This is a genomic window from Candidatus Vagococcus giribetii (genome assembly GCF_017316185.1).
GTDB lineage: Bacteria > Bacillota > Bacilli > Lactobacillales > Vagococcaceae > Vagococcus > Vagococcus giribetii.
On the sequence record NZ_JAFLVX010000012.1, the window covers coordinates 1 to 20,363 of the forward strand.

Genomic DNA, 20,363 nt, shown 5'->3' on the forward strand with positions numbered 1-20,363 from the left:
AGATTTTTGGTCTAACTTTTGGGGGTCGCTTCAACAATACTTAGTCACACTCTTCTTTATTTGTTTTCAATATCTAGTAAAAACTGTTTAATGACTAAACCTTCATCTCTGCTTCCTGAATAACCGACTAATTGGTTGTTCTTCCCAATAACACGGTGACAGGGAATAATAATGGGCAGAGGATTTCTTTTGTTCGCTTGCCCAACTGCTTGCTGTGCTTTAGGTGAATCAATCATTTTTGCAACATCTTGGTAACTTACTACAGTTCCGTAGGGAATCTCTTGTAGTGCATGCCATACTTTTTGTTGAAATGCTGTACCAGTAGTCAAATGAATAGGAACTGTAAAAGAAACCAACTGGTTAGAAAAATAAGCTTGTAGTTCATTTTTAGCAAGAGTGAGATGAGCTTTAGCTTGTATCGACTCATTGTTTTCTTCCATGGGTTGTTCTTTTACATAATCAATGTGTGTAATACCTTTATCGTCAGCTATAATGACTAATTTAATCGGACCATATTCAACGTACATATTTTCACATCCTTATAGCAACATAATATCCGATTTTTGAAAGTTATGGTAGTATTAAATTGACCCTAAACATGGAAAGGTAAGAAGATATATATGAAGGAAACAATTCATTTTTTACATACAAACGATTTACATTCTCATTTTGAAAATTGGCCAAAAATTAGAAGACATCTTTCAGAAAGACAAGCGGCTTTATCTAAAGAAGGTATCAGCTATCTGACAGTTGATTTAGGTGATTTTATGGACCGTTTCCACCCCTTAACAGATGTGACTGATGGCAAAGCAAGTGTAGAGATTATGAATCAAGTGGTGTATGATTATGCAACCATCGGCAATAATGAAGGGATTACTAATAGTAAACATGAACTCAATCAGCTATATGAAGATGCTAATTTTACCGTTTTGTTAGCAAATTTAATCGATAAAGACACCATGTCTCGTCCTGATTGGGCTAAAAAGTATGCGATTAGTCAAACACCAGCTGGTACAAAAATTGGTTTGATTGGCTTAACAGCCCCAATCGAATTAACTTATGAGCCGTTTGGTTGGCACGCATTAGATCCCATTGAGTGTTTAAAAGAACTACTACCTGAGATGCAACAAACATGTGATATGATTGTGATTTTATCCCACTTAGGTTTACCAGATGATAAAGTACTGGCAGAAACATTTCCAGAAATTGATGTCATTATTGAATCCCATACTCATCACTTGTTTGAAAATGGTTTTGTATGGAATGAATGTTTATTTGCTGCTGCTGGACGCTTTGGAGAATACTCAGGAGAAGTGGCTCTAGAACTTGAAAATCATCGAATTATATCAAAAAAGGCTATAGCCATCAAAACGTCTGAGCTAGAAGAGAAGACCAGAGATCTTGTAGAAATTGCTAATTACAAACTTGAAGGAGAGACGCTTTTAAACAATCAAGTGGTTGGTTCTTTGCCTAAGACTTTAGAAAAAGAAACAACTCTGATGGAGATGACCTTAGAAGCCATTAAAGATTATGCCAAAGTAGATGTCTCTTTACTTAATACAGGGATTATTTTAACTGATTTATTAGCTGGAAATGTCACAAAAAAAGATTTACATGATTGTTTGCCTCATCCGATGAATTTAATTAAAGTAAGACTTATTGGTCGAGATGTGAAACGTTTAGTTTATGAAATAGAGAAAAACAGAGCCTTTTTATTTAGATTCCCTATTGTTGGAATGAAATTTAGAGGAAAATTCTTTGGAAAAATGTGTTATGATGGTCTTGCTTATGAAAAAGAGACTAAAAATGTTACTTGGTGTGGAAAAGAAATTGATGATGAGGCAGTTTATGAACTAGCCACAGTCGATCATTTATCTTTCTTACCGTTTTTCCCAACCTTTGAGATTGCAGGAGAAATTAACATTTTAAGCTCTGATTTTCTAAGAACTATCTTAGGAAGTTACATTGAAAAAAATGTTTAAAAGAAATCAGAGGTGTTAATATGACTGACAATAAAGAAAAAGTTGAAACAACTGAAGACCAAGAAGTAGAAGTAGAACAAGTCGATGAAGCATTGCAAGCTTTGTTAGATAGCTTTTCTCCTGAGCATTTCACACTAGGTCAAGGTACGTATAAATTAGTTAAAAATTACCGTGATGGGTTTGATTATGAAGCAACTATCAAGCGCTATAACGATGTATTAGAAAAATATGATTTTATCGTTGGTGATTGGGGCTATGATCAACTTCGATTAAAAGGATTCTTTTTAGATGACTTTAAGAGTGCTCCAATTGATGCGAAAATCAGTACATTAGAAGATTACTTATACGAGTATTGTAATTTTGGTTGTGCTTATTTTGTTATTCAACAAACTGGCGAATTTAAACGTAGAGGGCGTACATCTTCAGGCGGTAATGGTAAGAAAAATAATAAGCCTAAGAATAAACCATTCACTGAAGAAAAGAAATACCCACAAAATAAAAATAAGAAAAAGCCTAACTTTAAGAGTCGAAAGAATACCAATGCCCCTCAAAAAAAGACGCCAGTAAAACAAACGAAACAAGAAACTAGCCAAAAGTCAAATTCGGCAAGTGGAAAACATCAGTTTACAATTCGAAAAAAAGAGTCTGAGTAAGGAGCGACACGTGTGAGTTATAAAGGATATTTAATTGATTTAGATGGCACAATGTATCTCGGTAGTGAACCCATTGAAGCAGGTCGTCGATTTATTAATCGTCTTCAAGAAAACAATTTGCCTTTTCTATTTGTGACCAACAATACAACCAAAACACCAGGTCACGTGAAACAAGAATTAGCTGAAAAATTTGATATTCATGTTTCAGAACAATCAGTATATACTGCTACCTTAGCAACCGTTGACTACATGAAGGACATGAATTTAGGTAATAAAGTATATATTATTGGTGAATCAGGCTTAAAATCGGGTATTTTAGATGCAGGATTTGTCATGGACGAAGTGAATCCAGATTATGTGGTGGTTGGTTTGGATAAATCAATCGACTACGACAAATTAAAGATTGCCACACTTGCGATTCGCAAAGGCGCTCATTTTATTGGGACTAATCCAGATAAAAATTTACCAACTGATGAAGGATTAATTCCTGGAGCAGGTAGTTTTATTGGGTTACTTGAAATCGCAACTGGAGAAAAAGCGAAAATCATGGGCAAACCAGAAGCCATTATTATGGAAAAAGCCCTAGAAAAAATTAATTTAGACAAGCACGAAGCCATTATGGTTGGAGATAACTATGAAACAGATATTTGTGCGGGAATTAATAATGGAATCGATACTTTATTAGTATTAACTGGTTTTACTAAGAAAGAAGACGTGCCCAACTTACCAAAAGCACCAACTGTTGTGCTAGATTCTTTAGACGAGTGGTCTTTTAATCATGACTAATGTGAAGCAACTAGGAAAGGTGACTTGCGTTCTTTTGTTTTTACTTACTTTAGCCATTACCCTCACTATTAATGCGAGATGGCTATATGTTTTTGATATTAATCATCTGTCTATTTTAGATTATGTAGATGTGTCAAAAGGGGAGTTGCTAAGAAATTACGATGAGTTAATGAGATACTTAAACCTTTTTTGGATAAATCCATTACAGATGACAGATTTTCCTGTTTCAGAAAGCGGAGCCCTTCATTTCTTTGAGGTGAAGCGTTTATTCCAGTTAAATTATCTTGTTATGTTAGTGACCGTTATCCCGAGTATATGGATTCTATATAAAAGCTATAAAGAAGGCAGATTTTGGCAATTCATTCGTCCCTTTTCGTTTGTTTTAGCAGGATTAGCAGCGCTACTTATTTTTATGGCAGCAGCCTTTGATACATTTTTTATTAAATTCCATGAAGTCTTTTTCAACAATGACGCATGGATTTTTGATCCAAGGACAGATCCGATTATTATGGCATTGCCTCAGGATTATTTTATGCATTGTTTTGTGTTATTTTTTGTCTTTTTTGTTGGACTGATTGTATTAGTCATTCTTTTAGGAAAAAGACAATTAAAAATATTAAGAAAATAAAAAGATGAAGTGAACGTTTGAATTCGTTCCCTTCATCTTTTTTAATTTGGAATAGAGTGTGCTAAACGACTAGCCGCAGCTGCTGCAATAGCACCAACTAAATCATCAAGGAATGTATGAACTTTTTCTCCATCATGAGCATTTAGTTTAGCTAAAATACCAGGTTTTACCTTATCGATATAGCCATAGTTAGTGAATCCAATCGATCCATACACATTGACAATTCCTAATGCTAGGATTTCATCAATTCCGTAAAGGCCTTCATCTGTTTCAACAATTTCTTGAAGAGGTTGGAGTAGTTGACCTTGCTCAGCTAATATATCTAACTGAATCCCTGTAATGATGGCATTTTGTACTTCTCTTTTTTCTAAAACAGCTTCAACATTATCCAAACACTGTTGGTGTGTTAAGTCTTCCACATAGTCTTTTTGTAAAAAGAAAACTAAATCTGCAATATCATCTAATGTGACATCTCGTTCAAGAAGCAGTGATTTAGCGCTTTCTCTTAACGTTTCTTTTTTTACAATCATTTTTTCACCTTCTTAATAAAGTTTATTATACAAAAGTTGGTAAGAGAGTACAAGAATTATTATTGTTCGTATAAACTTGTACTATGCATTGGTTGGATGCGCTCTTTTGGATTTAAAAAGTGAATCGCGTTATTGACAGCAGTCGGAGCTTCTCCAAATCCTGTAGCGATTAGTTTTACTTTTCCGTCATAAGTGGTAATATCTCCAATTCCAAATACACCTGGAATAGAAGTAGATGTATCACTTGCTGTCACAATAGAAGAGCCTTTAAAAGTTAATGGCCATTTTTTGATAGGCCCAAGTGAAGAAGAGAAGCCGTAGTTGACAATTAAATGATCTAGAGAAACTGTCTCAATTAAATCTTCCTTTGGATTTTTCAGTGTTACGGATTCAAGTAAATCATTAGAATGATTCAATGCATCAATGACAAAAGGTGTTTTAATATGAATACTTGAGTCTTTTAATTGCTTCACACTATGTTCATGTGCTCTAAACTCAGGACGACGATGAACTAAGGTAACTGATTTGGCAATTGATTCAAGCATAAGGGCCCAGTCAACTGCTGAGTCACCACCACCACAAATGACCACATCTTGATTGGTAAAATCCTTCATGTTTTTAATGTAGTAATGAAGTTGTGTGCCTTCAAATAGCTCGTTGTCTGCTACATTAAGTCGTCTTGGTTGGAAGGATCCGTTTCCAGCAGCGATAATAATGGTTTTAGAGTAATGAATGTTTTTATCTGTTTCTATCTTAAATAAGTCATCTTCTTTATCAAAAGAAATCACTGTTTCTTCTAAAAAAATAGCGTGATTAAATGGTTGGATTTGCTCAACTAAATTATCGACTAAATCTTGAGCTTTAACTTTTGGGAACCCAGCAACATCATAAATAATTTTCTCTGGATAAAGTAAAGAGAGTTGTCCACCCAAATTAGGCAAGCTTTCAATTATTTTAGTTTTTGCTTGTCTCATTCCTGCATAAAAGGCAGCAAAAAGTCCAGCAGGACCACCACCAATTATGGTTATATCAAAAATATCTTGTGTCAATTGTATCTACTCCTTCAAATTAAATCTCATTGACTTAGTATAAATGACAACGAGAAAAATTGATATTTTTTTGATTAGTTAGTCTCTTAAAATTGACAAGTGACACCCTGTCACATATAATGACACTGTGTCATAATAAAGGAGGGTTGTCATGCCTACATCAACTTTTTTTAGATTAGATCAAGATAAACAAACAAAAATACTAAATGCTGCTAAAGAAGAATTTACTAAGGTTCCACTAGAAGAAGCATCTATCGCCAATATTGTTAAATCTGCTGAGATACCAAGGGGGAGTTTTTATCAATATTTTTCAGGTAAGGAAGATGTCTTTTATTATTTATTCGAACAAATCAGAAAAGAACCAGAAGAAACTTTTATCAGATTCTTAGAAGAAACCAAAGGAGATTTATTCCAAGCGTTTAATTATTTTTTTATTGATTTTTCAAAAGAGGTGCTTGAAGGAGAGAATCAGGATTTCTTTAAAAATATTTTTTTACATATGAATTATACGCGTACAAGCCAAATGATGATGACAGAAATGACTGAAGAAGAAAGACAAGCTCATGAGGAGCACATTAAGCGTCACCAAGGGTCCGATGATAACTATCAAAAAATCATCGATTTGATTGATAAAGATAAACTAACTATTGCGAGCCCAAGAGAGTTTAATATGCTATTTCACCAGTTATGGTCCATGCTTTTTCATACAATCAATGAAGGTTATCGTATGCGTCGACTCACTGGAAAAATAGATTTTGACGTATTAAAAGAAGATTATTATTTAAGAATAAGTTGGTTGCAACATGGTGTAGCCAAATAGGAATGGAGTGAGACGATGATAAAAATGTTTAAGAAAATGTCCTTATGGGCAGTGCTTGGTGCAGTCTTTTTCATGATTATTCAAATTATCAGTGATTTATACTTACCGACGCTTACATCTAACATCATTGATAAAGGTGTTACACAAGGAGACACTGAATATATCCTTCAAGTTGGGATGATGATGATTGGTGTGTCTTTAGTAGGTATTGTAGCATCTGTTTTTAATACCTTGATTGCCACAAGAGAGGGACAAAAATTAGGAAGACGATTACGTTCAGAAATTTATGAAAAAGTGTCTTATTCGTCAAATCAAGGGTTTGATAAAGTAGGAACAGCATCATTGATTACTAGAACAACTAACGATGTGAACCAAGTTCAAATGGTTACTCAGTTGTTTTTAAGATTAATGATTAATGCCCCTATTACTTTAATTGGAGCTAGTTTTTTAGCTTATATGAGAGACCCAGAATTAACAAAGATATTCATCTATATTATTCCTAGTTTGATTATTATTGTCGGGATTGTGATGTACTTAGCGATTCCACTATTTAAAGGACTACAAAAAAAGACTGATAAACTAAACTTAGTTTTTAGAGAAGGTCTAACAGGTGTTAGAGTTATTAGAGCCTTCAATCAAACTGGATTTGAGGAAAATCGTTTTGATGAAGCCAATAAAGACTATACGCAAACAGCTATTAAAGTAAATATTATTATGAGCTTCTTAATGCCAGTGATTACGTTAATTATTAGTATCACTAACGTTTCTATTATTTGGTACGGAGGTCATAATGTTGCTAACGGTACTTTAGAGGTTGGGAACATGATGGCTTTCATGACGTATGCCATGCAAATTTTAATGAGTTTCATGATGATGACTATGATTTTTGTATTAGTACCAAGAGCTCAAGCTTCAGCAGTTCGTATTAATGAAGTGCTAGATATGGAAAATGATATTAGTGATCCTGAAACACCACAACAATGGTCAAATCAAGCAAGCTTAGCCTTTAACAAGGTACTTTTTAGATACAAAGGAGCAGAAAATCCTGCGATTAATCAAGTTGACTTTGAAATGAAAAAAGGTGAAACATTAGCGATTATTGGTGGGACTGGTTCAGGAAAATCAACCTTAGTTAATTTGATTCCACGCTTTTTTGATATAGAAACAGGTGAGATTAGCTTGAATGGCCAAGATGTTCGTAAGGTACCTCAAAAAGACTTGCGCGATCGTATTGGTTTTGTCCCACAAAAAGCAGTTCTATTCACAGGGACTATTCGCTCAAATTTACTGTATGGTTACCCAGACGCCACTGAAGAAGATATGTGGAAAGCTTTAGAAATCGCTCAAGCGAAAAGCTTTGTGGAAGAGTTGTCTGATGGTTTAGATAGTAAAGTTGAACAAGGTGGAGACAACTTTTCAGGTGGTCAAAAACAACGATTATGTATTGCCAGAGCATTAATCAAACCAGCAGATGTGTATATTTTCGATGATTCTTTCTCTGCTCTTGATTTCAAAACAGATGCACTTCTTCGAAAAAAATTAAAAGAAGAAGTAACGGATGCAATGATTATCATTGTAGCTCAACGCATTAGTACTGTTGTTGAAGCAAATCAAATCATTGTGTTAGATGAAGGTAAAATGGTTGGTAAAGGAAGTCACCAAGAATTAAAAGAAACCAACGAAACGTATCAAGAGATTATGACATCTCAATTGAGAGAGGAGCAAATAGCATGAGTGGAAGACCAGGACATGGACCAGGGCATGGGAAAAAAGACAAACCTAAAAACTTTGGTAAAACCTTAAAACGTTTGTTAAGTTATATGTCAGGGAAAGTTTACTTAATTTTATTAGTATTCATTCTTGCTATTACTTCAACTGTTTTTCAAATTAGAACGCCTAAGATTTTAGGGGAAGCTACCACTGAAATTTTTAAAGGCTTAATGATAGCCAAAGAACAAATGAAACAAGGCCTAAAAGTCGATAAGATGCCAATTGATTTTGATAAAATTGCCACAATTATTATGATTGTGTTAGCGATGTATGTTGCATCAGCTATTTTCAGTTTTATCCAACAGGTTATTATGACTAAGGTGTCTCAACAAACTGTTTATAACTTAAGAAAAGAATTAAAAGATAAGATGGGCAGAGTGCCGATTTCTTACTACGATACTCATTCAAACGGGGACATTATGTCTCGTGCTATTAATGATATGGATAATATTTCAGGCACATTGCAACAAAGTTTAACTCAAATGGTAACCAGTATTGTGATGTTCTTTGGTGTATTATTCATGATGCTAACTATTAGTTGGAAATTAACTTTAGTAGCATTCATCACTGTGCCATTAAGTTTAATTGTTACGATAATTATTGCACCAAAATCTCAACGTTATTTTGCTAAACAACAAAAAACATTAGGTTTACTGAATAATCAAATTGAAGAAACATATGGTGCTCATACAGTTGTTAAAAGTTTTAATCATGAAGAAGAAAACATTAAGATGTTCCAAGAAAAAAATGAAGAATTATTTCATTCAAGTTGGAAAGCTCAATTTATTTCTTCAATGATTATGCCTTTAATGAACTTTATTAAGAATATTAGTTATGTTTTTGTCGCTGTGATTGGTGGTCTACAAGTTGCTAATGGACAAATCACGATTGGTAACGTTCAAGCATTCATGCAATATACGAATCAATTTGCTCAACCATTAAGTCAAATGGCTAACTTAATTAATACAATCCAAGCAACGATTGCTTCTGCTGAACGTATTTTTGAAATTTTGGATGAAATTGAAATGACTAATGAAACAGTAGAAGTTCCAGAGTCTATTTCAACCGCGTCTCAAGTGTCATTTAATCATGTGGCATTTGGTTACGCTGAAGATGACTTACTAATGACTGATTTCAACTTAGACGTGGAAAAAGGCCAAAAAGTAGCCATTGTAGGTCCAACAGGTGCAGGAAAAACAACACTAATCAATTTATTAGAACGTTTCTACGATGTCTCTGGAGGTCATATTCTATATAAAAACCAAGATATTCGAAATATGGATCGTGAAACATTGAGATCTGATTTTTCAATGGTTCTTCAAGATACTTGGTTATTTACAGGTACTATTTTTGATAATATTAAATACGGTAATTTAGATGCAAGCGATGAGGAAATTTATAGAGCCGCAAAAGCAGCTAGAGCTGATGATTTTATTCGGACTCTACCTGAAGGGTATCAAACTGTATTGAATGAAGAGGCATCTAATATTTCTCAAGGACAACGTCAGTTAATTACGATTGCTCGTGCCTTTTTAGCAAATCCAGAAGTATTGATTTTAGATGAAGCGACTTCAAGTGTTGATACACGAACAGAGATCCTGATTCAAAAAGCAATGGATGAGTTACTAAAAAATAGAACAAGCTTTGTTGTAGCTCACCGATTATCAACAATTCGTGATGCGGATAACATTATTGTGATGAATCAAGGAAGTATTGTCGAAACAGGAAACCATGACAATTTAATTGAAAAAAATGGTTTCTATGCAGAACTTTACAACAGCCAATTCAACCAAGAAATGCCAATATAAATTTCCTAACAATTTGATTAAAAGATTTTTACTAAAAACATACCTATATTATTGGTATGTTTTTGTAAAAATTGGTACAATGAGAAGCGAAGAATCTATTTCACAGGATTAGTAATGGATAACACGTTAATAGGAGGATTTAGTTGTATGGGAAGTTTTTCCTTAGATCGACAAACAGAACTAGCTTCAGTGGCATTAAAAGTTAGAGATTTAGACAAAATGATTGAGTTTTACCGCCGTGTTCTTGGCTTTCATTTAATCAATGAAGAAAATGATATGGCTATCATGGGAATTGGTAGTCAAAGAAAAAAATTGTTAGGTTTAATCAAAGAACCAGAAGGCAAAGAAGGATCTAATACCTTAACTGGCCTTTATCACGTTGCATTTGTTTTACCAACAAGAGAAGAATTTGCTTTATTTATCAAACATTTAATCGCATTAAATTACCCAATCGAAGGTCAAAGTGACCATGGTTATGCAGAATGTGTCTATATTAATGACCCAGAAGGTAACCGTATTAACATTGGTTGGGATAAACCAAAATCAGAATGGCCAATCAAAGATGGTAGAATTTATGGCGTTACAAAAGAATTAAATATTCAATCATTCTTATGTAAAGTAAAAGGTGACTTTGAAGAGATTTCTGAGGGGACTAAATTAGGTCATATTCATTTGTCTGTAGCTGATATGGCAGATAGTTATCACTTTTACCGTGATATCTTAGGTTTTAAATTAACTAACAATGAAATTATCAGTACGAAATTCTTATCAAACAATGATTACCATCATCAAATTGCTTTAAATGAATGGAGTCCAGCTTCTAATCAATCCCTAGTAAAAGAGACGGATTTAGGCGTGGATCATGTTACTTTTTCAGTTGACTCAATTGAAAACTTAATAGAGTTAAAAGAGCAATTAGAACAAAATGAAATAACATTCTATTTTAATAATGGGAAAAAAATCATTGGTTTGAATGATCCAAACGGCATTCAGCTTTGGTTCATGGTTTTTTAACAACACATATGTAAAATGAAGGAGGTTGACAGTTGAGTCAGCCTCTTTTTTACTCTAAAGTCGCAAAGGAGAAAGAAATGTATCCAAAAACACTATTAAAAATGGAAGAGTTAGTCAAATCAGGTCAATTACCAGGAGTTTCTTATGGGTTTATTTCTCAAGATAAAAAAGAAATCGGGTATTTAGGTTACAAACAACTAACTCCTAAAGCAGTCAAATTAACACCAGGAACTCTCTATGACATGGCTTCTTTGACAAAAGTTATTTGTACGACAACTATTATTTTGAAACTAGTCGAAGCAGGACAGGTGGATATCAATCAAGTCTTAGCAATTTATTTACCAGAGTTTGAAGATAAAAAAGTAACCATAAAAGAGTTATTAACTCATACATCAGACATTAACCCATATATCCCTAACCGAAATGAGTTGAATCAAGAAGAATTGATACAAGCCTTGTTGAAACTAACATCGGGAGACAGCCGTGGTAAAAAAACAGTTTATACAGATACAGGGACTGTTTTATTAGGCTTAATGATTGAAAAAATCTATGGGAAATCAGTACATACTATTTTTATGGAAGAAGTGATACAACCGCTAGGTATGCTCTCTAGTGGCTTTAATAAGCTACCTTTAGAAAATATTGCTCCAACTGAATATTCTGCTTTAAGAGGCTTGATTCAAGGTGAGGTCCATGATCCTAAAGCCTATGTCTTAAAAGAACATTGTGGGAGTGCTGGTTTATTTTCGACAGTAGAAGACACGATGTTGTTTGTTGATATGATGATGAACAATGGCAAAGTGAAAGAGAAGCAGTTTTTAAAAGCTGATACGATACAGTCTTTACTAACCAATTATGCGCCAAATAGTGATAAAGCAAGGTCTCTAGGTTGGGATTTGATTCAAGGATCCAGAAATCCCATTCTATACCATACAGGTTATACAGGGACTTTTCTTTTGATTGATGTTTTGACAAGTGAAGCTTTCATTTTTTTATCCAATCGTGTTCATCCAGTTGATAATAGAGAAGAGTATTTGGCAGTTAGAGATGAATTAATTAGTATTTATTTAAAAGAAAGACAGGCTATTTAAAACATGTTATAATGATATATCATTTAGAATCAATTCTAGGAGGCTATTACATGTTAGAACCTTTATTTTTAAAACCAGTGTTTCAAGAAAAAATTTGGGGTGGTACTCAATTAAAAGAAGTCTTTGATTATCCACTAGAAAGTGATCATGTTGGTGAATGTTGGGCAATTAGTGCCCATCCACATGGTGTTTGTACCATTGAGAATGGTCCTTTAGCAGGTCAAAAATTAGATTCAGTTTGGGAAAAATACCCAGAGTTATTTGGTAATCCCAAGGAAAAAGTCTTTCCTTTATTAACTAAAATATTAGATGCTGCTGATGATTTATCTGTTCAAGTTCATCCAGATGATTTATATGGTAAGGAGCATGCAGGAGAGTTAGGAAAAACAGAATGTTGGTATATCATTAGTGCTGAGCCAGGTGCAGAGATTATTTATGGGCATCATGCAACGACTAAAGAGGAATTAAAAGATATGATTGAAAGTGGCGATTGGGAGCATTTGTTACGACGTGTACCTGTTAAAGCGGGAGATTTTTATTTTGTACCAAGTGGAACTATTCATGCCATTGGAAAAGGTATCATGATTTTAGAAACGCAACAAAGCTCTGATACAACTTATCGTGTTTATGATTATGACAGAACAGATGATGAGGGAAACCCACGTGAGCTACACATAAAAGAATCACTTGATGTAACTAATGTGCCTCACAAAGACCCAATCTTAACCATCAAACAAGAAAATCATGATGAATCAAGTGTGACAAAATACATTGAATCTGATTACTTTAATGTCTATCAATGGGATGTATCTGGTATAATTTCAATTGAACAACCAGCACCTTATACTTTAGTCAGTGTCTTAGATGGTTTTGGTTATATTTATTTAAATGATGAAGACAATAGAATTGAAATTAAAAAAGGACAACATTTTATTTTACCAAACGAGGTAACAAAAGCTCGCTTAGAAGGAGAATTAACCATTATTGCTTCTGAGCCAGGATTAAAGAATAGATAATAATAAAGGTATAGGCATAGTCTGAGAGATGCTTATACCTTTTAATCAAGCTTGAGAAGGGTTGGAAAAATGTGACAAAACCTTTATATCAAATCATAGTTGATGATTTAAGAAGAGATATAGATAACGCTATTTACCAGGCGAATGAGCGTTTACCAACCGAGTTGGAACTTTCTGAAACCTATCAAGTGAGTCGAATCACTTCTAAAAGAGCCTTAACAGAGTTAGAAAATGCGGGATTAATTTTTAGAAAACGAGGAAAAGGTAGCTTTGTAAAAGAAAGGGAACAAAAGGTTACTTCGTCTTACGTACCTAATAATATACTGCTTGTTTATCCGTTTCTTTCAGGAGAAATTACGGGATTAGGAGATTACACCCAAGGTATTTTAGAATCCTTAGAAGGAACTGATTTTGAGTTATTAGTTCAGACAGAGAACTTTCTTCAAAATAGCTCTATTGAAGAGTTAACAACAAAATTTGCTGGAATCATTTATTACCCAAAAAGTAGTATTGATAGTTTAGACGTATTGTATCAGCTACATTTAAACAATCTGCCGATTATTATTTTGGATAAATTTTTTCATGGGTTACCTTTTAGTGCCGTATCGGCAGATAATTTACTAGGAGGTCAACTGGCGACAAAGCATTTAATTGAGCAAGGTCATCAAAAAATAGCTTTTGGGAGTTCAAAAAGAGAGATGAATGCCTCCTCTGTAAGAGACAGATATCTGGGCTATTTAAATACACTTCATGAAGCGGGGATTAATGAATCTTTTCATTTGGTTCAAAAAAAAGAGGACAGAAAAGAAGCATTTTTAGAGCAGATTAAAGAGCAAGTTATTCAGGAGAAAATCACTGCCATTGTGATGGAAAACGATGTGTTAGCGATTCAGTTGATTAATTATTTAAAAGCTAGAGGTATCGCTATTCCTTCCCAAGTAGCAATTGTTGGTTTTGACAATATTCAAGCAGCATCATTAAGCTATCCTACGCTAACAACTATCGAACAAAATTTTGTCGACATAGGTCGAGTGGCTTGTGGTGTTGTCTTAAATGCCTTAACGACTAAAGAGGAAGTTCCTCAGCACCAAACAATACCTGTTCGGTTAGTGGTTAGAAATAGCAGTTGCTTAAATGAACCTAATGGATAAAAAAGAAAAGGGGATTTTTATGAAGAGATACGGATCAGTTGAAGCTGGAGGGACTAAATTTGTTTGTGCTGTATCGGATGAGAACTTAACTATTATAGAAAGAGTGAGTTTTCCCACAACTACTCCTGAGGAAACAATGGAGCAGGTGATTGCGTTTTTTAGTCGTTACGAGAACTCATTAGCAAGTATTGGGACTGGTTCATTTGGTCCGATTGATATTAATAAAGAATCACCGACATATGGTTATATCACGTCAACACCTAAACTAGCTTGGCAACACTATGATTTGTTAGGGACGATGAAGAATCATTTTAATATACCCATTGCTTTTACGACAGATGTTAATGCGGCTTGCTACGGGGAATATCGATTAGGAAGTGCTAAAGGAAAATCTAATGTGGTTTATTACACAGTAGGAACAGGCATTGGCGGAGGGGCGATTCAAAAGGATCAATTTATTGAAGGATTTAGTCATCCTGAGATGGGGCACATGCTTGTTAAGCCCCACTCAAAAGATAACTTTAAAGGAAAATGTCCTTTTCATAACAATTGTCTTGAAGGGATGGCTTCTGGACCTGCAATTGAAGAACGATTAGGTCAAACAGGTGATAGGTTAAGTGAAGAGGATCCATTTTGGGAGACAGAAGCTCTCTATTTGGCTCAGTGTATTTATCAAACTACCTTAATGTTGTCACCTAATGTGATTATCTTAGGTGGTGGTGTGATGCATCAGTCTCACTTAATCGAAAAAGTGAGAGATCTTTTTGAAGAATTAATGAATGGTTATGTGACGTATCCAGCAATTGAAGAGTACATTGTTTTACCTAAATTAGGGGATAATGCTGGCACATTAGGATGTTTAACTTTAGCAAAAGAGCTAACAAATCATTAAAAAAACAGGAAACTATAGAGATAAGCTCTCTTGTAGTTTCCTGTTTTTAGTTAAATTAATTCTACTAGTGGTTGGAAAGATCTTTGTTGATCGATACCAACCTGCTCGTAAGTTAAAACACCATTATAAGTGTTAACACCTGTTGCTAGGGCAGTATTGTCTGTTACGGTTTGAATAAATCCTTTATCTGCTAATTGAAGAATATAAGGTAACGTGTTGTTTGTCAAAGCTAGAGTAGAAGTTCTAGAAACAGCTCCTGGCATATTTGGAACAGCGTAATGAAGGACACCATGATGAACAACAACTGGTTCGTCATGATTGGTGATTCGGTCCGTTGTTTCGAAAATTCCTCCTTGATCGATTGCAATATCAATAATAACAGATCCAGGTTTCATGTCTTTAACCATTTCTTCAGTAACAAGAGTAGGTGCTTTACGACCAGGAATCAATACAGCACCAATGACTAAGTCAGCTTGTTTCACTGATTGATGAATATTATGGGGATTTGACATAACAGTTTCAATGGAATTACCAAAAATGTCTTCTAATTGAGCTAGACGTTTTTGATTCACATCTAAAATACGGACTTTGGCTCCTAAGCCAATTGCTACTTTAGCAGCATTTGAACCTGCCACACCACCGCCGATAATAACCACAGTTCCTTTTTCAACACCAGGTACAGAAGAGAGCAACACGCCTGATCCACCATTGGTTTTTTGTAAAAAGAAAGCACCTGTTTGTGGGGCCATGCGTCCAGCAATTTCTGACATAGGCGTTAATAGAGGTAAGCTACCATCTGCTAATTGGACTGATTCGTAAGCAATCGCAGTTACTTGGTGTTCTAATAAAGCATCTGTCAATTTAGGGACAGGGGCTAAATGAAGATAGGTAAATAGAATGAGACCCGGTTTAAAAAAGACATACTCAGATTCTTGAGGTTCTTTTACTTTTAAGACTAAAGCTACATCCCAAGCTTCTTGTGCTGTATTAACAATCTTAGCACCGCTTGCTTGGTACTCTTCATCAGTAAATCCAGATCCTAGACCGGCATTTGTTTCAACGACAACTTCGTGATTACTCGCTACGAGTGTTTTGACGAAGGGTGGTGTTAATGCCACACGATTTTCATTATTCAATATTTCCTTTGGTATCCCTATTTTCATTGAGATTCCTCCTATCATTGAGTTAAAAAACTCTCTCCTTTAATTATACACATTAAAAAATTAAGATACTATAGACTTTATGAAAAATATGAGAAAATAGTTAGAAAAAAGACGAAGCTAGTTAGCCTCGTCTTTTTGCTTAATGAAGTTGTTCTAATTCAAATTCAATGTTGTATTTTTTCTTCATGGCCATATTTAAAATTCTTAAAGCCAAGTTTTTATTTCTTGCTAATAAAGGACCATGGAAGTATGAACCGATAACATTTTTGTATCTAACCCCTTCGGAACCATCTTTTCCATTATTTCCGTGTCCTTGTTTAACAACGCCAAGAGGTTCTTCACCTTCACCTAAAAAAGTGATACCATTGTGGTTTTCAAAACCGTAATAAGTTTCGTTAAATTGCTCATTATAAATTTCAATATCGCCAATAAAACGATTGTTATCTTGGCTGAGGGTGTAATGAGGAAGGGCGTGAATACCATTGATTCTTTCACCTTTTGCCCCAATGTAGTACTCACCCAGTAATTGGTAACCACCACAAATAGCTAACATCACACCATCATTTTCAATGTAGTTAATCAGGTTTTCTTTTTTTGCTTGAATATCTTCAGAAACAATAAATTGTTCAAAATCTTGTCCGCCACCAAAAAAGACAAAATCGAAATCTGATTCATTAAATTCTTCATGAATACTAATAATCTCTGTTTCTAAGTGAATGCCAAGTTGTTTGGCATAATAATCTAGAATAAGTAAGTTTCCATTATCTCCATAGGTATTTAATAAATTTCCGTAAAGATGGCAAACCTTTAATGTATAAGTTTCCATTCTAGTTAGCCTCCTTAATATAACCTTGTTGAATTAATTCTTTTCTTAAATTTAGAACGGCTGTATAAGTAGCTAAAATATAGACATGCTCAGTTGGAGCTGTTTTGATTTCTGAAATAACAGATTTTAAATCAGGTACTTCAGTTAAGAGCTCCTCGTTAATACCAGCAACTTTTAAGCGTAATGTCATGTCTTCTTTTCGTTCACCACCAGAGATGACTTTAGGAATATCCATATCTTGTAATAACTCTAACTGACTATCCCAAATCCAACTCACATCAATCCCGTCAGCATAATTGGCATTTAAAAGAGCAACTAGAGAGAAATCAAAAGGTGCCATCTTCATCGTGTCAATTACTTGGTTTAAACCAACTGGATTTTTAACTAAGACGAGTGTACAAGTTTTATCATCAATGGTTATCACTTCTTGACGACCAAATACTTTTTCGTCATACGCAAGACCAGATCTAATTTTTTCAGGAGAAATACCGTAATACTCAGCTACAGCTGTTGCTGCTAGGGCATTGTAGACATTGTAAAGTCCACCGACTTCAATACTATATTCTTCTTGATCAATGACAAATTTAGCAGAGACGTTTGTTGTCTCTTTTAGGTCAGTTAACTGATAAGTTAACTCTGGACGTTTGAAATCACAATTTGGACAATAGTATTTACCAAGGTTACTGTAAGTAATCATCTTATATTGAAGCACACGATGGCAATGTGGACAAAGGACACCATCAGTATTGTAGTGTGCTTGTAGTTCTTGATCTTCTTCGTGATTGAATCCGTAATATTGTCTTGGGTTAATAGTATCAATCGAGTTAAAAATAGGTAGGTCACCATTCATTAAAATCGTTGCTTCAGGTGCTTTTTTGGCACCATCGACAATTAATTGATAAGTTGTATAAATTTCACCGTATCGATCCATTTGATCTCTAAAGATATTTGTAAATAAGAAAAGTTCAGGAGTTAAAAACTCAGTTACTTTACTAAGACTAGCTTCATCTATTTCAAGAACAGCAAAATTTTTGCCATTTTTATTCTTTTTAGCAGAAAGGAAAGTGGAAACAATTCCTTGAAGCATATTTGCTCCAGTTGTATTAGTTAAGACTTCACCAAATTCTTGTTTTAAAATATTGACTGTTAAAGCAGTTGTTAAGGTTTTACCATTTGTCCCAGTGACAACAATAATATGATAATCCTTAGCTAGCTGATCTAACACATTTGGATCAATTGTTAAAGCGATTTTTCCAGGTAAACTACTACCACCTTTAAAAAAGGTTTGTAAAAACCAACGACTCGTTTTTCCAGCGAGTGTGGCAAAAGAACTGCGTAAACTCATATAAAACTTCCTCCTAATTCAACATCAACTAATACATGATACCATATTATATTTTATCTTTTTAATAAAAGTAAAGAATAAGACACAAACTAAATGGATATTTAAGTAAATTATGAAATAAAAGTGAATTTTCGAGTAATAATGTTTGACCTTCACTAGTTCATTAACTATACTAATGCCATTATATAGGAAACTATATAAAAAATTTGTGGTTAAAAGATCCTTTAAATCAATTAATCATTTTCAAAGGGAGAGATTTGATGGAAAAAAAATGGCTATTTGGAATGACAGCAGTATTGGGCTTAGCTCTTAGTGCTTGTGGTTCTAATAAGACAGAAGCACCAAAAGAAAAGAAAGACACGGATACTTTTACTTATGGTATAAGTGGAGATCCAACTTCTTTAAACCCGATTACGGTCAGTGATCGTTGGGGACTAACAACAGTGAATATGATTTATTCACCACTTGTTAGAATTGAAGGAGACGGTTCACAAAAAATGGAGCTTGCTAAAGAGATAGAACCAGCAAGTGACGGTAAATCTGTAACAGTTAAACTAAAAGATAACGTGACTTGGTCTGATGGAGAGAAATTCACTGCAGATGATGTTGTCTTTACCTATAATGAAAAAGCAAAAAAAGAAAATGGTAACGCAGATAGTCTGTGGGTAGGTGATAAACCTGTAACTGCAGAAAAAGTAGATGACTACACAGTTAAATTTGATCTACCTTCAGTGAGTGCAGCAGCAATGAACAATATTGCCACTGAAACATATATTATGCCAGAGCATGTCTTTAAAAATGAACCAGATTTTTCTGGGAATGCCTTAAAAGCAGACCCTGTTGGAACGGGACCTTATAAATTAACTAATTATAAACGTGGTGAATACTTACAGTTTGAAGCAAATGATTCTTATTATGGTGGTAAACCCAATATTAAGAATGTGACGTTTAGAATTATCGCAAATGCTGATACAACAAAAGTAGCTCTTCAAAAAGGTGAGATTGATGCGTCTTATATTTTACCTAATAATATAGAAGATATAAAAAATTCAGATATCAATACCTATGAATATAGCGAAAACAGAGTCGGTTACATGGGTGTTAATAATAATTCAGAGAAGCTAAAAGATCAAAAGGTTCGCCAAGCAGTTTTTTATGCTTTAGATAAAAATGAGTTAAACAAGGCAGCTTATTTATCAGATAAATATTACACTAACGCAGACTCAATTTTACCTCCAAACAATCCGTTTGCAACAAAAGATGTTGAGACTTACAACACAAACGTTGATAAATCCAAAGAGCTATTAAAAGAAGTTGGTGTGAAAGAGTTAAAAATCAATTTGGCCTTTTCGTCGGATGATCCAGTTCAAACGATTCAAGCAACTTTAATGCAACAACAACTTCAAAAAGCAGGGATTACTTTAGAGTTAGCTGGTGGAGATGCAACTGCAATTTTTGCAGAGATGCAAAAAGAAGGAACTCAAAAATATGACTTGTTCATGGGTGGCTATATTATGGGGAATGACCCTGATTTGTATTCATCGCTATTTAAAACAGGTGGATCTGCTAATTATTTCCATTATTCAAGTAACAAAACAGACCAATTATTTAATGAGGGGGCTGTTGAGTTAGATCAAAGTAAACGTGAAAAAATCTACGGAGATTTACAAAAAGAAATTGCTAATGATGCTGTCTTTTATCCAATTGTTGATAGTAAAAAAGTTCTAGCAGTCAATAAGCAAATCAAAGATGTCGAAAAAGCAGGTTTGATTCCAATTTATACATTTGAGGATGTCTCAAAATTAACGATCAAGTAATGGGGAAAAACTTCGCAAACAA

The 20,363-nt window shown here is 34.2% G+C and carries 19 protein-coding genes; 13 read left to right on the top strand and 6 right to left on the bottom strand.

The features are described 5' to 3' along the window. Positions 1–56 precede the first annotated feature (56 nt). Positions 57–527, bottom strand: coding sequence for a methylated-DNA--[protein]-cysteine S-methyltransferase (locus DOK76_RS03995; RefSeq protein WP_206965155.1), 471 nt, complete (start codon positions 525–527; stop codon positions 57–59). A gap of 93 nt (positions 528–620) precedes the next feature. Here DOK76_RS03995 and DOK76_RS04000 point away from each other — a divergent pair, with 93 nt between their 5' ends. The 4 genes from DOK76_RS04000 to DOK76_RS04015 are packed head-to-tail and all read left to right on the top strand — an operon-like array spanning position 621 to position 4,049. After that, positions 621–1,982 (top strand): bifunctional metallophosphatase/5'-nucleotidase, encoded by a 1,362-nt coding sequence (locus DOK76_RS04000; protein WP_206965157.1) that lies wholly within the window; start codon positions 621–623, stop codon positions 1,980–1,982. A 20-nt stretch (positions 1,983–2,002) separates the two neighbouring features. Next, positions 2,003–2,635 carry a YutD family protein gene (locus DOK76_RS04005; RefSeq protein WP_206965159.1) on the top strand — a complete coding sequence of 211 codons (633 nt, stop codon included), beginning with the start codon at positions 2,003–2,005 and terminating at the stop codon, positions 2,633–2,635. Positions 2,636–2,647: 12 nt separating this feature from the next. Then, the gene (locus tag DOK76_RS04010; RefSeq protein ID WP_206965161.1) at positions 2,648–3,421 is read left to right on the top strand and encodes a TIGR01457 family HAD-type hydrolase; all 774 of its coding nucleotides are present in this window, start codon (positions 2,648–2,650) and stop codon (positions 3,419–3,421) included. Continuing rightward, the gene (locus DOK76_RS04015) at positions 3,414–4,049 is read left to right on the top strand and encodes a TIGR01906 family membrane protein (RefSeq protein WP_206965163.1); all 636 of its coding nucleotides are present in this window, start codon (positions 3,414–3,416) and stop codon (positions 4,047–4,049) included. Before DOK76_RS04010 ends, DOK76_RS04015 begins: the two co-directional genes overlap by 8 nt. Positions 4,050–4,090: 41 nt before the next feature. Here the strand turns inward: DOK76_RS04015 and DOK76_RS04020 are convergent, their stop codons facing one another. Together DOK76_RS04020 and DOK76_RS04025 are read right to left on the bottom strand one after the other, a co-directional pair. Beyond that, positions 4,091–4,579: a phosphatidylglycerophosphatase A family protein gene (locus DOK76_RS04020; RefSeq protein ID WP_206965165.1), complete on the bottom strand. Its 489-nt coding sequence runs from the start codon at positions 4,577–4,579 to the stop codon at positions 4,091–4,093. A 59-nt stretch (positions 4,580–4,638) separates the two neighbouring features. Further along, a complete protein-coding gene (locus DOK76_RS04025; protein ID WP_206965202.1) occupies positions 4,639–5,634 on the bottom strand; it encodes an NAD(P)/FAD-dependent oxidoreductase in 996 nt (331 codons plus the stop codon). 145 nt (positions 5,635–5,779) lie between these two features. Between DOK76_RS04025 and DOK76_RS04030 the strand changes: the two genes are divergently transcribed. The 8 genes from DOK76_RS04030 (at position 5,780) to DOK76_RS04065 (ending at position 15,190) form a co-directional block, all read left to right on the top strand. Then, the gene (locus tag DOK76_RS04030; protein ID WP_206965167.1) at positions 5,780–6,448 is read left to right on the top strand and encodes a TetR/AcrR family transcriptional regulator; all 669 of its coding nucleotides are present in this window, start codon (positions 5,780–5,782) and stop codon (positions 6,446–6,448) included. Positions 6,449–6,463: 15 nt separating this feature from the next. Next, on the top strand, positions 6,464–8,182 hold the full coding sequence (locus DOK76_RS04035) for an ABC transporter ATP-binding protein (protein ID WP_206965169.1): 1,719 nt from the start codon (positions 6,464–6,466) through the stop codon (positions 8,180–8,182). Next, positions 8,179–10,026 (top strand): ABC transporter ATP-binding protein, encoded by a 1,848-nt coding sequence (locus DOK76_RS04040; protein WP_206965171.1) that lies wholly within the window; start codon positions 8,179–8,181, stop codon positions 10,024–10,026. The genes DOK76_RS04035 and DOK76_RS04040 overlap by 4 nt, the downstream gene beginning before the upstream one ends. A gap of 147 nt (positions 10,027–10,173) precedes the next feature. After that, the gene (locus DOK76_RS04045) at positions 10,174–11,040 is read left to right on the top strand and encodes a VOC family protein (protein ID WP_206965172.1); all 867 of its coding nucleotides are present in this window, start codon (positions 10,174–10,176) and stop codon (positions 11,038–11,040) included. A gap of 32 nt (positions 11,041–11,072) precedes the next feature. Next, positions 11,073–12,131 carry a serine hydrolase domain-containing protein gene (locus DOK76_RS04050; protein WP_370590090.1) on the top strand — a complete coding sequence of 353 codons (1,059 nt, stop codon included), beginning with the start codon at positions 11,073–11,075 and terminating at the stop codon, positions 12,129–12,131. A gap of 50 nt (positions 12,132–12,181) precedes the next feature. Beyond that, positions 12,182–13,147, top strand: a complete 966-nt coding sequence (gene manA, locus DOK76_RS04055; RefSeq protein ID WP_206965173.1) for a mannose-6-phosphate isomerase, class I — start codon at positions 12,182–12,184, stop codon at positions 13,145–13,147. Between the two features lie 71 nt (positions 13,148–13,218). After that, the gene (locus DOK76_RS04060; RefSeq protein ID WP_206965174.1) at positions 13,219–14,298 is read left to right on the top strand and encodes a GntR family transcriptional regulator; all 1,080 of its coding nucleotides are present in this window, start codon (positions 13,219–13,221) and stop codon (positions 14,296–14,298) included. Between the two features lie 19 nt (positions 14,299–14,317). After that, positions 14,318–15,190, top strand: coding sequence for an ROK family protein (locus DOK76_RS04065; RefSeq protein WP_206965175.1), 873 nt, complete (start codon positions 14,318–14,320; stop codon positions 15,188–15,190). A 50-nt stretch (positions 15,191–15,240) separates the two neighbouring features. On the opposite strand, the gene ald is transcribed toward DOK76_RS04065, so the two are convergent. The 3 genes from ald to DOK76_RS04080 all read right to left on the bottom strand — a co-directional run bounded on the left by ald (position 15,241) and on the right by DOK76_RS04080 (position 18,524). Continuing rightward, positions 15,241–16,353: an alanine dehydrogenase gene (gene ald, locus DOK76_RS04070; RefSeq protein WP_206965176.1), complete on the bottom strand. Its 1,113-nt coding sequence runs from the start codon at positions 16,351–16,353 to the stop codon at positions 15,241–15,243. A gap of 139 nt (positions 16,354–16,492) precedes the next feature. Continuing rightward, on the bottom strand, positions 16,493–17,179 hold the full coding sequence (locus DOK76_RS04075; RefSeq protein WP_206965177.1) for a type 1 glutamine amidotransferase: 687 nt from the start codon (positions 17,177–17,179) through the stop codon (positions 16,493–16,495). Position 17,180: 1 nt separating this feature from the next. Next, positions 17,181–18,524, bottom strand: a complete 1,344-nt coding sequence (locus DOK76_RS04080) for a Mur ligase family protein (RefSeq protein WP_206965178.1) — start codon at positions 18,522–18,524, stop codon at positions 17,181–17,183. A gap of 260 nt (positions 18,525–18,784) precedes the next feature. Between DOK76_RS04080 and DOK76_RS04085 the strand changes: the two genes are divergently transcribed. Further along, a complete protein-coding gene (locus tag DOK76_RS04085; RefSeq protein WP_206965179.1) occupies positions 18,785–20,341 on the top strand; it encodes an ABC transporter substrate-binding protein in 1,557 nt (518 codons plus the stop codon). Positions 20,342–20,363: the final 22 nt, after the last annotated feature.